Source organism: Xanthomonas cucurbitae (assembly GCF_002939885.1).
GTDB lineage: Bacteria > Pseudomonadota > Gammaproteobacteria > Xanthomonadales > Xanthomonadaceae > Xanthomonas > Xanthomonas cucurbitae.
Genome location: NZ_MDED01000016.1, coordinates 37466 through 51500, shown reverse-complemented (window position 1 = coordinate 51500; position 14035 = coordinate 37466). Strand labels below are relative to the sequence as shown.

The window sequence follows — 14035 nt, the reverse complement described above, 5'->3', positions numbered from 1 at the left end:
CCGTAAACTCCCTGCTCGCCTTGCCCTGGGAACGCCCGTTGGTTTCGAGCTGGATTCTGCTGCTGGTGTCCGTGGGCTATGCCGCGCTGCTGTTCGGGGTGGCGTGGTGGGGCGATCGCCGGCCGATGTATACACAACGGCCGTGGCTGCGGCCGGCGGTGTACAGCCTGGCGCTGGCGGTGTACTGCTCGTCGTGGACCTTTTACGGCGCGGTGGGGTCGGCGGTGCGCAACGGCATCGGCTACCTTCCGATCTACCTCGGCCCACTGCTGTTGTTGCTGTTCGGCTGGCGCATCATCGAGCGCCTGGCGCTGATCGCGCGCGCCGAGAACACCGTGTCCATCGCCGATTTCATCTCCTCGCGCTACGGCCGCTCGCGGCGACTGGCGGCGCTGGTGGCGGTGATCGCGCTGGTCGGCATCGTGCCGTACCTGGCGCTGCAGTACAAAGCGGTGGCGATGAGCCTGGAGGTGCTGACCGGGCATAGCAGCGCCGGGCGCGGCGTCCTGGCCGATCCGGCACTGTACGTGGCGTTGTTGATGGCTTTGTTCGCCACCTTGTTCGGCACCCGCCAGGTGGATGCCACCGAACACCATCACGGCATGATGCTGGCGGTCGCGCTGGAATCGGTCATCAAGCTGGTGGCTATCGTGGCCGTGGGGTTGTTCGCGTGGCTGTGGTTGAGCGATCACCAACTGCGCATCGCCGATTCGGCACGCACGCTGTTCGAACATACGCCGTCGGTGGGCTTCATCTCGCAGACACTGTTGAGCTTCCTGGCGGTGATCTGCCTGCCGCGCCAGTTTCATGTGGCCGTGGTGGAGTGCAGCGACGTGGGCGACATCCGTCGTGCGCGCTGGTTGTTCGGTGCCTACCTGGTCGTGATTTCGGCCATGGTGGTGCCGATCGCCTCGGCCGGTGTCGCCTTGTTCGGGCAGAACAGCACGGTGGTGGACGATGCGGTGGTGCTGGCGTTGCCCCTGAGCCAGGGCAACACCGTGTTGGCGCTGGTGGCCTATGTCGGCGGCTTTTCTGCGGCCACCGGCATGGTGATCGTGGCCAGCATCGCGCTGGCTACCATGGTCAGCAACGATCTGGTGGTACCGATGTTGCTGCGCCGGCGCGTCAGCGCCGATGCGCGCGCGGCGGTGGCTTCGCGGGTGTTGTGGATCCGTCGCGTGGCCATCCTGCTGCTGGCGTTGGTCGCCTATGGCTATCACCGCAGCGTGGCCAACGACACCACGCTGGCGACCTACGGCCTGATGGCCTTCGCGGCGGTGGCGCAGTTCGCGCCGGGCCTGATCGGCGGGTTGTACTGGCGCGGCGCCAGCCGCAAGGGCGTGGAGGCCGGCATGGTGCTGGGCTTTGCGACCTGGATCTACACGTTGCTGCTGCCGGCGGCCACGCGCGCCGGCTGGCTGCAGCCGCAGTGGCTGGTGGACGGGCCCTTCGGCATCGCGTGGTTGCAGCCGCAGCAGCTGTTCGGCATGCGCGGCTGGGACCCGCTGGCGCATGGCACGTTCTGGTCGCTGCTGGTCAATGTCGGTGCGATGATGCTGGTGTCGGCGCGTTGGCGCCCGGGCGTGGACGAGCGGCTACGCGCTGCGCCGTTCCTGGACCCCTATGCACAACGCCCGGCGGTGGCCGGCGAATGGCCCGGGCATGTGCGGGTTGGCGACCTGCAGGCGCTGGCCGAGCGCGTGGTGGGCGAGCGGCATGCACGGCGCGCGTTCGTGGAGCAGGCGCAATTGCTGGAGCGCGAGCTGCAACCGGCAGCGGTGGCCGACCGCGCCTGGGTGCAGTTCACCGAGCGCCTGCTGGCGGCCTCTATCGGCGCGGCTTCGGCGCGGCTGGTGCTGACCAGCCTGTTGCGCGGCTCGGGTATGGAGCTGGGCGAAGTGGTGGCGGTGCTGGACGAGGCCGGCCAGGAATTGCGCTTCAATCGTGAGATTCTTTCGACCACGCTGGAAAACATCAGCGCCGCGGTCAGTGTGGTCGATCCGGACATGCGCCTGACCGCGTGGAATCGGCGCTACCAGCAGTTGTTCGGCTACCCGGACGGCATGCTGTACGTCGGCCGCCCGGTGGCCGACCTGATCCGCTACAACGCCGAGCGCGGCGAGCTGGGCGAGGGCGATGTCGAAGACCAGATCGACCGCCGTATCCGCCACATGCGCGCCGGCTCGCCGCATGTGTTCGAGCGCACCCGCAGCGACGGCAAGGTGATCGAAATGCGCGGCCAGGCGTTGCCCGGCGGTGGCTACGTCACCAGCTACAACGACATCACCGACTACAAGCGCGCCGAGCGCGCGCTGCTGGATGCCAACGAGAACCTGGAACAGCGCGTGGCCGACCGCTCGCGCGAAGCCGAGCTGGCGCAGCAGTCCAAGACGCGCTTTCTGGCGGCCATCAGCCACGACGTGTTGCAGCCGCTCAACGCCGCGCGCCTGTTCGCCTCGGCGCTGCGCGAGAGCCATCAGAACAACGAAGAACAGCGCCACCTGGCTGAACGCGTGGATGCCTCGTTGCGTGCGGCCGAAGAACTGCTCGACGGCTTGCTCGACGTCTCGCGGCTGGATGCCGGCGGGCTGCGGCCGACGGTGGAGGATTTCGATGCCAGCGCGCTGATGCACGAGCTGGCTGCGCAGTACGCGCCGGTGGCGGCCAGTCGCGGCCTGCGCCTGCAGGTGCATAGCCGCTCGATCTGGGTGCGCAGCGACCGCCGCCTGCTGCGCCGGGTGATGCAGAATTTTCTGGCCAATGCGTTGCGCTACACGCGCCAGGGCCGCATCGTGCTGGGCATGCGTGGGCGTGGCACGCATGTGGAGCTGCAGGTGTGGGACACCGGCCCTGGTATCCCCGAGCACCACATGCGGCAGATCTTCGAAGAATTCCGCCGTTACCAGCAGCCCTTCGACTGGGGTGAGCAGGGGCTGGGGCTGGGGTTATCGATCTGCCAGCGTATTTCGCGCCTGCTCGACCACGACCTGAGCGCACGCAGCCAGGTCGGCTGCGGCAGCATGTTCTCGATCTTGTTGCCGCGCGTGGCGCCGGTGGCGGTGGTGCCCGCGCTAGCGGCCTCGGCAGCGCGTGCCTTGCCCCGCGGCGACTCGCTGGCCGGCCTGCGCGTGCTGTGCGTGGACAACGATCGCGAGATTCTCGACGGCATGCGTGCATTGCTGGGGCGCTGGCAGGTGGAGGTCATCACGGCCAGCACCGTGGACCAGGCGCTGGACTGCGCATGCCTGCAACCGGACCTGATGCTGGTGGACTATCACCTACATGATCGCCTGGATGGTCTGGACACACTGGATGCGCTGCAGGCCGCCGCGCCCTCGCCGATTGCCGGCGCATTGCTCACCGCCGACGGCCGCGACGAGCTCAAGCAGCTGGCACGCGAACGCGGGTATCGCTTGCTGACCAAGCCGGTCAAACCGGCCTCGTTGCGCGCGTTCTTGAGTGCGTATCACGATGCGAAGACACGCTGAGGGATGTATCGCCGGCATTACCGAACACCCATGGTGCCGATCGCGCGCAGATCGTCACGCCACGCATCGTAGGAGCGCACCCGGGCGCGGGAGGCGTTATCGATAACGCTTCTCGCGCCCAGGTGCGCTCCTACGGGAAATCGCTGTGTGCTACGCGGCGCCGCTGAGGTGTTCGTAGAGGATCACACTGCCGACGATCACCAGGATCACACCGCCCAGGATCTCGGCGCGTTTGCCGATCAGCGCGCCAAGCGCGCGGCCGAGCATGATGCCGGCGGTGACCATGCTGAAGGTGCACAGCCCCACCACCATCGCCACCAGGCCGATAGGCACATCCAGAAACGCCAGGCTCACGCCCACCGCCATCGCATCGATGCTGGTGGCCAACCCGGTGGCGGCCAGGGCCAGCAGACCGTTCTTTTTCGGGGTGTCTTCGTCGGGCGCGTCGGGGGCGGTGCGCAGGCCGGCGACGATCATGTGCACCCCCAGCACGCTCAGCAGACCGAAGGCGATCCAGTGATCGAAGGCCCGCAGGTGGCTGGACGCCGCGCGGCCCAGCAACCAGCCGATCACCGGCGTGATCGCCTCGATGCAGCCAAAGATCACGCCTGCACGCAGCGCATCGCGCCACTGCGGCTTGCGCATGGCCGCACCCTTGCCGATCGCCGCGGCAAACGCATCGGTGGACATGGCAAAACCGATCAACACGATGGAAACAGGAGACATCGACACACTCGGGTTGGGCACGGTCACAACGGCATGCGCCCGCGCCAACCATCGTCAGGCACGCATGTCGTTGGTCTCGCCAAACCACGATGGGTTGCCTGCACCACGGCGCAATGGCCGAGGATGTTGATGCAGGCGCGTCCGCCGATGCGGCCGCAGGCTACTCCCCAAGGGGCGCGCAGTGTAGCAACGCAAAAGCGGTTTTCCAGCGTTCTGCCTGCACGCGAAGGTCGGTCTGATCTTTATAGCCTTGGCTATTGCAGCGTGCGTACGTGCTCGCACGCTGGCGCGAAAGGCGTGTCATGCCCGGCTCAACTGCCCAGCGCGCGTGGTGGGTGGTACATCAAGGCATCGGAGATTTCGGCGGTGGCCGCGCACAAGGCCTGCAAGGCCGCGTGCGGATTGACCAGCTCGGGGCGACGTTCGATGAAGGGCACCGTCAACGTGTAGGTGGCGCTGCCGTGCTGCAGGATCGGGGCAGTGAGATCGACCACGCCCACCACCGCCTCGCTGGCCTGCATGGCATAGCCATCGCGGCGCGTCTGCCGGGCGTCCTGCACGAACTGCGCGCGGTCGTAGGCCACCGCGCTGGCATCCAGCGCGTCCAGCCAGCGCGCCTGCACATCCGCCTGCTGGAACGCGAACAGCACCAGGCCGGAGGTGGAATGGGCCAGCGGGCGGCGGTGGCCGGGCCGGACCACCAGGCCCAGGTCGCTGGGCACGTCCATCTGCGCGATCACCACGATCTGGTCGCCCGAAGGCGCCACCAGGTGGCAGGGCTGGCAGATGGCATCGGCCAGCCGACGCATCACCGGTAACGCCGCTTCGGTGACGTTCTGCACCTGCGGCTGCTGCATGCCGAGCATGAACAAGCGGTTGCTCAGTACATAGTCGCCATCGGTGTCGCGCATCAGGTAGCCGCGTTCTTCCAGCACCTGCAGCATGCGGAAGATTTCCCCGCGCGAGCGCCCCACGCCCTGCGAGATCGCGCCCATGCTCATCGGCCGCGCGTCGCGCGCCAGCAACTCCAGGATGTCCAGGCCCTTGTCCAGGGCCGGTGCGCGGTACTTGGCGGGTTCGGTGCTCATCCGTTTGCGGTTCCAGGGCAGGGTGCGGCGTGCCAGGGGGACCGGCAACGCGGGCAGGGGTCAATGGGAGGCTGTGCGTGCAAATATAAACAAAGATTTTATATTTGCATGGTGTGGGCGCGCGCAGTACGCTCGCTCGATTGCAACGCAAGCGCCACAGCCTTGGGAGGGGAACGGTCGCATGCATCACAGTGACATTGCCGCGTCACCGCGCGGCAACCTGGCGCGTACCGCCCTGGTGCCTCTGGTGTTGATCGTCAGCCTGTTCTTTCTATGGGGTATGGCCAACAACCTCAACGACATCCTCATCAAGCAGTTCAAGAAGGCCTTCGAACTGACCGACCTGCAGGCCGGGCTGGTGCAGAGCGCCTTCTACATGGGCTATTTCGTGTTCGCGATGCCGGCGGCGATGTTCATGCGCCGCTATAGCTACAAGGCTGCGGTGGTGCTTGGCCTGCTGCTGTATGCATGCGGGGCGTTCCTGTTCTATCCCGCCGCGCAGGTGCACACCTATTGGCTGTTCCTGCTGGCGTTGTTCGTCATCGCCAGCGGGCTTGCGTTCCTGGAGACCACCGCCAACCCGTTGGTGACCGTGCTCGGCCCGGCCGATGGCGCGGCGCGGCGGCTGAACCTGGCCCAGGCGTTCAACCCGCTGGGCTCGATCACCGGCGTGCTGGTGGGCCAGCACTTCATCTTCTCCGGCGTGGAGCACAGCCCGGCCGAGCTGGCGGCGATGGCACCGGCCGCGCGCGAAGCGTTCTTCGCCACCGAATCGGCGGCGGTACAGACGCCGTATCTGGTCATCGGCGTGGTGGTGGTGCTGTGGGGGATCCTGATTGCGCTGGTGCGTTTTCCCACCGGCGCTCCGGATGCCGTGGACGGCCAGGCACCCAGGCGCGCGCGCTTTGGCGAATTGCTGCGTAACCGCCGGTTCGTGTTGGCGGTGGTGGCGCAGTTCTTCTACGTGGGCGCGCAGGTCGGGATCTGGAGTTACCTGATCCGCTACCTGCAGGATGCGGTGCCGGGCACACCGGAAAAGACCGCAGCCACCTACCTGACCATCTCGCTGGTGCTGTTCATGGCCGGGCGCTTCATCGGTACCGCGCTGCTGCGCTACCTGGCACCGGCCAGGCTGCTGGCCAGCTTTGCCACGATCAACCTGCTGCTGTGCGCCGTCGCCATCGCCTTGCCGGGATGGACCGGGCTGTACGCCCTGGTGGCGGCCAGCGTGTTCATGTCGGTGATGTTCCCGACCATCTTTGCACTGGGCTTGGACGGCATGCATGACGATGCCCGCAAGCTGGGCTCCTCGTTGCTGGTGATGTCCATCATCGGCGGTGCGCTGCTCACCGCGCTGATGGGCGCGGTATCGGACCTGGCCGGCATCCACTGGGCCATGGCCGTGCCGGGGGCGTGCTTTGCGGTGATCCTGGTGTTTGCCGTGCGTGCGCATCGCACGGCGCCCATCGTGGCAGGAGCCTGAGCATGCCGCGTCTTTGCTATGTGCTGGACCTGCACGACGATGCGGCCTTGATCGCCGAGTACGAACGTTGGCATCAACCCACCGAGGTGTGGCCGGAAGTGGTGGCGTCGCTGCGGCAGGCCGGCATCGAGGAACTGGAGATCTTTCGCAGCGGCGACCGGTTGGTGATGCTGATGCAGGTGAGCGCGCACTACGATCCGGCCGCCAAGGCCGCGCGCGATGCGTCCGACCCGCGCATCCAGGCGTGGGAAGACTTGATGTGGCGGTTTCAGAAACCGCTTCCTGGCAGTGAGCCAGGTGAGAAGTGGCGCCAGGCCGGACGGATCTTTGCGCTGAGCGAGGCGATCGAGGCGCAGAGGTAGCGCGCCCTCATCCGCCCTGCGGGCACCTTCTCCCGCAGGCGGGAGAAGGGCGTGATCTGCGTTCGGTGCTTCGCAAGGCCGAAGACTCAGCCCCCAAAGCGCCCACCCGCATAGCTGAGCCTGCCGAAGACCGACGACTCCCTTCTCCCGCGAGCGGGAGAAGGGGGTGATCTGCGTTCGGTGCTTCGCAAGGCCGAAGACTCAGCCCCCAAAGCGCCCACCCGCATAGCTGAGCCTGCCGAAGACCGAAGACTCCCTTCTCCCGCGAGCGGGAGAAGGTGCCCGCAGGGCGGATGAGGGACGTACGTGTTCAGCCCTCGGCACTGCCCGCTTGATCCTCAACCCAGAACCGTCCATCCGGATAGCGGAATTCCGCAATCGAGGCGGCATGCATTTCGGCGGAGAAGCCCGCCGCCTCCGGAGCGAGATAGCGGCCATGGCGGATGCGCACCGGGTCCAGGAAATGCTGATGCAAGTGGTCGACGAATTCGATCGCGCGGTCTTCCATCTGGCCGGTGATGGTGACGAAGTCGGCCATGGCCAGGTGCTGCACCAGTTCGCACAGGCCCACGCCACCGGCATGCGGAAACACGCGGACGTTGAACTTGGCGGCCAGCAGCAGGATGGCGAGGTTCTCGTTGACCCCGCCCACGCGCGCGGCATCGATCTGGATCAGGTCCACCGCACCAGCCTGCAGCAGTTGCTTGAACACCACCCGGTTCTGGGTGTGTTCGCCGGTGGAGACCGGCACCGGGGCGATGCCCTGGCGGATCGCGGCGTGGCCGAGGACATCGTCCGGGCTGGTGGGTTCTTCGATCCAGGCGATGTCGAATTCGGCCAGCTGGCGCATCCAGTCGATCGCCGGGCCTACATCCCAGCGCTGGTTGGCATCCACCGCCATCGCGATGCCCGGGCCGATGGCTTCGCGTGCCAGGCGGCAGCGGCGGATATCGTCCTGCACGTTGGCGCCGACCTTGAGCTTGATGGTACGGAAGCCATCAGCGACTGCTTCCTTGGCCAGGCGCACCAGCTTTTCGTCCGAGTAGCCGAGCCAGCCGGGTGAAGTGGTGTAGGCCGGGTAGCCTTGCGCGATCAACTGCGCGATGCGTTGCGCGCGCTGCGGCTGCGCATTGCGCAGGATGGCCAGCGCTTCGTCGCGGGTGAGCGCATCGGTGAGGTAGCGGAAGTCGATGGTGTCGACCAGCTGCTCGGGCGTGAGCTCGGCGATGTAGCGCCACAACGGCTTATTTGCCGCGCGTGCAGCCAGGTCCCAGGCAGCGTTGATGACCGCGCCGATGGCCATGTGCATCACGCCCTTCTCCGGGCCCAGCCAGCGCAGTTGCGAGTCATTGGTGAGCCGGCGCGCAAAGGCACCGAGATCGGCAACGACCTCGTCGACCTGCAAGCCGATCACATGCTCGGCCAGTGCAGCCACCGCCGCAGTCTGCACGTCGTTGCCGCGGCCGATGGTGAATACCAGGCCGTAGCCGGCCAGGTCATTGCCTGCATCGGTGCGCAGCACGACATAGGCGGCCGAGTAATCCGGATCGGGATTCATCGCGTCCGACCCATCGAGCTCGCGCGAGGTGGGGAAGCGGACGTCGTGGGTTTCGAGGGCGACGATGGTGCTCATGGAAGTCCTGGGCGGTGGAAGGTGGAATAAGAACGAACGGACAGAAACGGGAATAGCCAGGTGCGCTGAAGCCCCTCTGCCGAGAGGGCAGGGGCTCCGATTGCGTCGCACCGATGCATTGCCATGCCCCCGCCGCATGCCGCTCTCATGGCGGCCGAGGTGCTGGGAAGGTCGATGGGCGTCAGGCCGTATCGCGCGGATGCGCCACCACCGGTTGACGCTGGCGGCCCAGGCCTTCGATCTCCAGTTCCATCACGTCGCCCGGCTTGAGGTAGACCGGTGGCTTCTGTCCCAGGCCCACGCCCGGCGGGGTACCGGTACTGATGACATCGCCCGGCATCAGCGTCATGTAGCGGCTGATGTGGCTGACCAGTTCGGCTACGCCGAACACCATCGTGCGGGTGCTGCCGTTCTGGTAGCGGTGGCCGTTGACCTCCAGCCACATCGACAGGTTCTGCGGGTCGGCCACCTCGTCGCGGGTGACCAGCCACGGACCGATCGGGCCGAAGGTGTCGGCACTCTTGCCCTTCACCCATTGGCCGCCGTGTTCCAGCTGGAATTCGCGCTCGGACAGGTCGTTGATGACCGCATAGCCGGCAACATGGTTGAGCGCCTGGTCCACCGCCACATCGCGCGCCACATCGCCGATCACCACGCCCAGCTCCACTTCCCAATCGCTCTTGAGCGAGCCGCGCGGAATGATGACGGTGTCGTTGGGGCCGCACACCGCGGTGGTGGCTTTCATGAACAGGATCGGCATCGTCGGGACGTCCATGCCCGATTCGGCGGCATGGTCGGCGTAGTTCAGCCCCACGCAGATGAACTTGCCGATACGGCCCACGGCCGCGCCGTAGCGCGGCTGGTCATCGATCACCGGCAGCGCGGACACATCCAGCGCGCGCAATTTATCCAGGCCGGCGTTGGTGAGATGCTCACCGGCGACATCGTCGATCACACCGCTCAGGTCGCGGATGCGACCTTGTGCATCGATCAGGCCGGGACGTTCGTGGCCTTCGGCGCCAACGCGTACGAGTTTCATGCTGTCTTCCCTTGCAGGTGAGGAATGGAGGAGGCGTTATCGGATGCCGCGCGCGCTCAGTTCGACCAGCCGCCATCGATGATGTGGGTCTGGCCGGTGGTGAACGAGGATTCGTCCGAGGCCAGGTACACCACCAGCTGCGCAATCTCGCGCGCCTCGCCCAGGCGACCCATCGGCTGGCGGTCGGTGAAGCTCTTCCAAACCGCCTGTTCGTCGCCGCCCAGTGCCTTGACGCGCTCGCCCAGCGACGGCGTCTTGATGGTACCGGGGCAGATCGCATTGCAGCGCACGCCCCGGGCCACGTAGTCGGCGGCAATCGCCTTGCTCAGGCCGATCACGGCGGCCTTGGTGACGCCATAGGCGAAGCGGTTCGGCACGCCCTTGATGCTGGAGGCCACCGAGGACATGTTGACGATGCTGCCGGCGCCGCGTTCGAGCATGCCCGGCAGCACCGCCTTGCAGGTGTAGTACATCGCATCGACGTTGATCGAAAACGAACGCTGCCACGCCGGCGCGTCGCAGTCCAGGATACTGCCCTGGTGCACGTAGCCGGCGCAGTTGAACAGCACATCGAACGGGCCGTGTGCGGCCACCAGCGCGTCGATCGCCGAGGCGTCGGTGACGTCGAGCAGTTGCGTGGTGATCGTGTCGGATTCGGCGGCCAGCGTCTGCAGCGCGGCAGCGTCGATATCGGTGGCGAGGACCTGCGCGCCACCGCGCGCGCAGGCCAGCGCGCTTTCGCGGCCGATGCCGGCGCCGGCGGCGGTTATCAGGCAGCGCTTGCCATGCAGGCGCGTAGTGGAAGCGGTGGAAGCAGAGAGGGTCATACCGATGAGGTTCCGTAGGTGGGGGCCGCCGGCCGTGGCAGACGATAGAACGTGCGTGCGTTGTCGCCGAACACCGCATCGGTGTGCCCGGGCGCATGCTGCGTGACCAGTTGCTGTGCGAGGCCGAGCCACTGCGCGTACTCCGCGCGCTGGGTCAGCACCGGCCAGTCGCTGCCCCAGAGCAGGCGGTGCGCGCCAAAGCGTGCGAACAGATGCGCCACATACGGCTCCAGCGCATCCATGCCGGCGCCGCGTGCCGCTTCGGTGAGCAGGCCGGACAGTTTGCAATGCACATGGAGAGATTGCGCCAACGCCGCCATGCCGGCCGCCCAGGCGACGAACTCGCCCGCGGCGATCTGCGGCTTGCCGCCGTGATCGACGACCACGCGCAATCCCGGGTGGCGCTGCAGGCGCGCCTGCAATGCGGGCACATGGGCGGCACGGATCAATGCATCGAACGCCAGCTCGTGGGCGAGCATTGCATCGAAGGCGGCGTCGAGGTCGGCACTTGCCAGCCACTGCACATCGGCAATGTCCTGCACCATCGGACGCAAGCCCTTGAGCAGGCCGCCGCCGGCACGCACCAGTGCGTCGATGCGCGCGGCGGCATCGGGCGCGGCGAAATCCACCCAGCCCACCACGCCGGCAATGCGCGGCTCATCGCGCGCCAGTTCGAACAGGTAACAGGTTTCCGCCTCTGTCGCGGCCGCCTGCACGACGACCACGCTGCCAACGCCAGCCGCGTCCAGCGCCGCGCTCACATCGTGCGGGGCGAAGTCGCGGTAGAGCGGCGCCAGCGCAGGCGTCAGCCAGCCGTAGTCGCCACGGGCCAGGTGCCAGAAATGCAGATGCGCATCGACGCGGTTCATGGCGTGGGCAGGTCTGCGGCGAGCAGGCCGCCGTCGCGCAAATGCTGCCACAGCGCGGCCGGAATGGACGCCTGCAGGCGGGTGGCAGCCGAGTGCACCTCCGCCACGTTGCGCATGCCGGCCACCACCGTGGTCACCGCCGGATGGGCCAGCGGGAACTGCAGGGCTGCCGCGCCGATATCCACCTCGAACGCCGCGCACGCCGCATACAGCCGCTGTGCGTGCTGCAGCGTGGTGGTGTCCACCGGTGCGTAGTTGTAGGTAGCGCCGGGCCCGCGCGCGTCGCTGAGCAGGCCAGAGCTGTACGGGCCGGCGGACAGGATCGACACCCCGCGTTGCTGCGCTTGATCGAGCAACGCGCGCGCGCCGTGCTGTTCCAGCAGCGTGTAGCGGCCGGCCAGCATCACGCAGTCGAGCGGAAAGCGGGGCAGCACCTCCAGTGCCACGTCCTGCTCGTTGACGCCCAGCCCGATCGCCCCGCAGGCGCCGGCGGCCTTCAGCTCCGCCATCGCCGGCAAGGCCTCCTCCAAGGCCTGCCGCAGCACGCGGGCGTGGTTGTCGCCATGGGTCAGCGCACCGATGTCGTGCAACAGCAGCACGTCGATGTAGTCGGTGCCCAGGCGCTGCAGGCTGGAAGCGAACGCGCGGCGCACGCCATCGGCGCTGTAGTCGAACGCGGCGCGCCGGCCGGCCACCGCGAAACCCTCGCGGCCGGCGACGGCCTGCGCGTCGTCGTAAACGCAGCGGCCCACCTTGGTCGATAGCGTGTAGGCGTCGCGCGGCACCCCGGCCAGGCCGCGGCCCAACCGTGTCTCGCTCAGGCCGTAGCCGTAGTAGGGCGCGCTGTCGAAGTGGCGGATGCCGGCCTCGAACGCCCCCGCCACCGCCGCCAGCGCAGCGTCCTCGGCCACTTCGGCATACAGGTTGCCGATCGGCGCGGCGCCAAATCCCAGCGACGACAAATGCACCTGGGTGTTGCCTAGCTGTCGCCGCGACATGCTCACGCGCGTCTCTCCGCAGGCGCTGCCAGGGCGGCATGCGACGGTACGGAGTCCGGAGAACAAGGGCTGGGCATGGCAAGGTCCACTCGCCGGCAGGCACCCGGCTGTTCGCATATGAATATGGCAATCATGAGTGAACAGATCACGCTGCGGTGCAGCATAACGCGTCGATCAGGGCGAACGGTGCCGCTGGGGCGGGCGGCCGTCAGTTTGGGTGTGGAAGGCGCGCTGAAACCGGGATGCCGCCGTGGTCGGTGCCGCTTCCGGGCATCGGCCCACTCCACGGCTGCGCAGTCGTTGTGGGTCTCACGGGTAGGAAGATCCCCGTGCCGAAAGCGGGGGCGGCACGCTGCGCGGCACGGCAGGGGATGCTATGGACGTTCCGTCAGGGATGTTGGTGCAGGCCCGGGCGCGCTGGACGCCTTGCCGTTGGCGATACGCACCGCGCATGAGATCGGATCCGCGCGCTGGGTCACCTGTGCAGAATGACCACGGCGCGAGGGCGGGGCCTGGATGGCCCCGCCGCTGGACTCAGCCGCAGCAGTAGCAGACGTTGCCCTGGCCCAGGTCGCCGCCGAACTCGGGGCACTCGGCCTTGCAAGCCCACGCGCTACACGATTCGGCTTTCGGTTGTGCGCCATCGACCGCCATCACCTGGAACGCACCGAAACCGGTGCTGGCCAGGAAGGCCGCTGCCATCAACGCACTGCGCAAGCTTACCCAACGCTTTTTCATGCCTTACTCCCTCACTGTTGCAAAAGCCGCTGGCGCGTCCGTGCGGCGCAAGGCGGCAACCAGGTCCTGCACCCGCTCCGTGGTATCGAAGACGCCAAGATGGGAATGGCGCACGCGCCCCTGCCCATCGATGGCCAATAGCAGCGGCACGTTGCGCGCGCGAAACAGCATCAGCGCGCGACGATCGGTCAAACTGACCACCGGAAAATCCAGCCCATGCACATGCGCATAGCGCGCGGCTTGCGCCGGATCGCACTGGCAGACCCCAAGCAATTGCGGATGCCCGGGCAGGTTGGCCTGCAGCTGGTGCGCCGCGCGCAGCACCGTCGGCGCCGAGCGCTGGCAATACGGGCAGGTGGTGGTGAAGAAGAACAGCACCTGCGCCTGCGCCTGCGGTGCGCCCAGCAGGTGACGCTGACCCCGCGCATCGGTGGCCTCCACCCGTGGCACGTACATGCCCGCGTAGGGGCTGCTGACGCGCGTCTGCAACCACTGCTGCTGCAGGCGCAATTGCCGGTTCTGCCAGGCCAGCACGGCGATCAACGCGCAGGCCACCAGCAGGCCCATCCAGAGCCAGGGAAAACGTCGCGCCATGCCAGCTCCAGAGCACCCTTGAATGGCCGAGCCTTGCCCAGTGATGCGCAGATGGTCAATGGTGATAACGACAACTGCGATACGGCGCGGTCTGCGGTTGTGGATGCGATCACGCCGCTGCGCTTGGGCTTGCCAGCGAATCGATGTAGCACTGGCTGCGTTTGCGCGGCTATTGAAGTGCGCTTGGGCC

General features: G+C 67.2%; 12 protein-coding genes and 1 riboswitch. Of the genes, 3 read left to right on the top strand and 9 right to left on the bottom strand.

Going from position 1 to position 14035, the window contains the following annotated elements; all coding sequences use genetic code 11:
* The first annotated feature begins 38 nt into the window (after positions 1-38).
* A complete protein-coding gene (locus XcuCFBP2542_RS10245; protein WP_104603509.1) occupies positions 39-3488 on the top strand; it encodes a hybrid sensor histidine kinase/response regulator in 3450 nt (1149 codons plus the stop codon).
* 150 nt (positions 3489-3638) lie between these two features.
* On the opposite strand, the gene XcuCFBP2542_RS10240 is transcribed toward XcuCFBP2542_RS10245, so the two are convergent.
* Positions 3639-4214: a manganese efflux pump MntP gene (locus XcuCFBP2542_RS10240; RefSeq protein WP_104603473.1), complete on the bottom strand. Its 576-nt coding sequence runs from the start codon at positions 4212-4214 to the stop codon at positions 3639-3641.
* 12 nt (positions 4215-4226) lie between these two features.
* Positions 4227-4389: riboswitch (yybP-ykoY riboswitch) on the bottom strand.
* Between the two features lie 136 nt (positions 4390-4525).
* Positions 4526-5302 (bottom strand): IclR family transcriptional regulator, encoded by a 777-nt coding sequence (locus XcuCFBP2542_RS10235; protein ID WP_104603472.1) that lies wholly within the window; start codon positions 5300-5302, stop codon positions 4526-4528.
* Positions 5303-5483: 181 nt separating this feature from the next.
* On the opposite strand from XcuCFBP2542_RS10235, the gene fucP reads away from it, so the two are divergent.
* Entirely contained in the window at positions 5484-6785 is a 1302-nt protein-coding gene (gene fucP / locus XcuCFBP2542_RS10230) for an L-fucose:H+ symporter permease (RefSeq protein ID WP_104603471.1), read from the top strand.
* A 2-nt stretch (positions 6786-6787) separates the two neighbouring features.
* A complete protein-coding gene (locus XcuCFBP2542_RS10225) occupies positions 6788-7147 on the top strand; it encodes an L-fucose mutarotase (protein WP_167526796.1) in 360 nt (119 codons plus the stop codon).
* A 310-nt stretch (positions 7148-7457) separates the two neighbouring features.
* Here the strand turns inward: XcuCFBP2542_RS10225 and XcuCFBP2542_RS10220 are convergent, their stop codons facing one another.
* From XcuCFBP2542_RS10220 to XcuCFBP2542_RS10190, 7 genes are all read right to left on the bottom strand, one after another.
* Positions 7458-8780 carry an L-fuconate dehydratase gene (locus XcuCFBP2542_RS10220; RefSeq protein ID WP_104603470.1) on the bottom strand — a complete coding sequence of 441 codons (1323 nt, stop codon included), beginning with the start codon at positions 8778-8780 and terminating at the stop codon, positions 7458-7460.
* Positions 8781-8961: 181 nt separating this feature from the next.
* Positions 8962-9819, bottom strand: a complete 858-nt coding sequence (locus XcuCFBP2542_RS10215; RefSeq protein ID WP_104603469.1) for a fumarylacetoacetate hydrolase family protein — start codon at positions 9817-9819, stop codon at positions 8962-8964.
* A gap of 56 nt (positions 9820-9875) precedes the next feature.
* Positions 9876-10646 (bottom strand): SDR family oxidoreductase, encoded by a 771-nt coding sequence (locus tag XcuCFBP2542_RS10210; protein WP_104603468.1) that lies wholly within the window; start codon positions 10644-10646, stop codon positions 9876-9878.
* Positions 10643-11515: an amidohydrolase family protein gene (locus XcuCFBP2542_RS10205; RefSeq protein WP_104603467.1), complete on the bottom strand. Its 873-nt coding sequence runs from the start codon at positions 11513-11515 to the stop codon at positions 10643-10645. Before XcuCFBP2542_RS10205 ends, XcuCFBP2542_RS10210 begins: the two co-directional genes overlap by 4 nt.
* Positions 11512-12513, bottom strand: coding sequence for an aldo/keto reductase (locus tag XcuCFBP2542_RS10200; RefSeq protein WP_104603466.1), 1002 nt, complete (start codon positions 12511-12513; stop codon positions 11512-11514). The genes XcuCFBP2542_RS10205 and XcuCFBP2542_RS10200 overlap by 4 nt, the downstream gene beginning before the upstream one ends.
* A 534-nt stretch (positions 12514-13047) precedes the next feature.
* A complete protein-coding gene (locus XcuCFBP2542_RS10195) occupies positions 13048-13251 on the bottom strand; it encodes a hypothetical protein (RefSeq protein WP_104603465.1) in 204 nt (67 codons plus the stop codon).
* Positions 13252-13254: 3 nt separating this feature from the next.
* On the bottom strand, positions 13255-13818 hold the full coding sequence (locus XcuCFBP2542_RS10190; protein ID WP_208800558.1) for a peroxiredoxin family protein: 564 nt from the start codon (positions 13816-13818) through the stop codon (positions 13255-13257).
* Between the last annotated feature and the right edge of the window lie 217 nt (positions 13819-14035).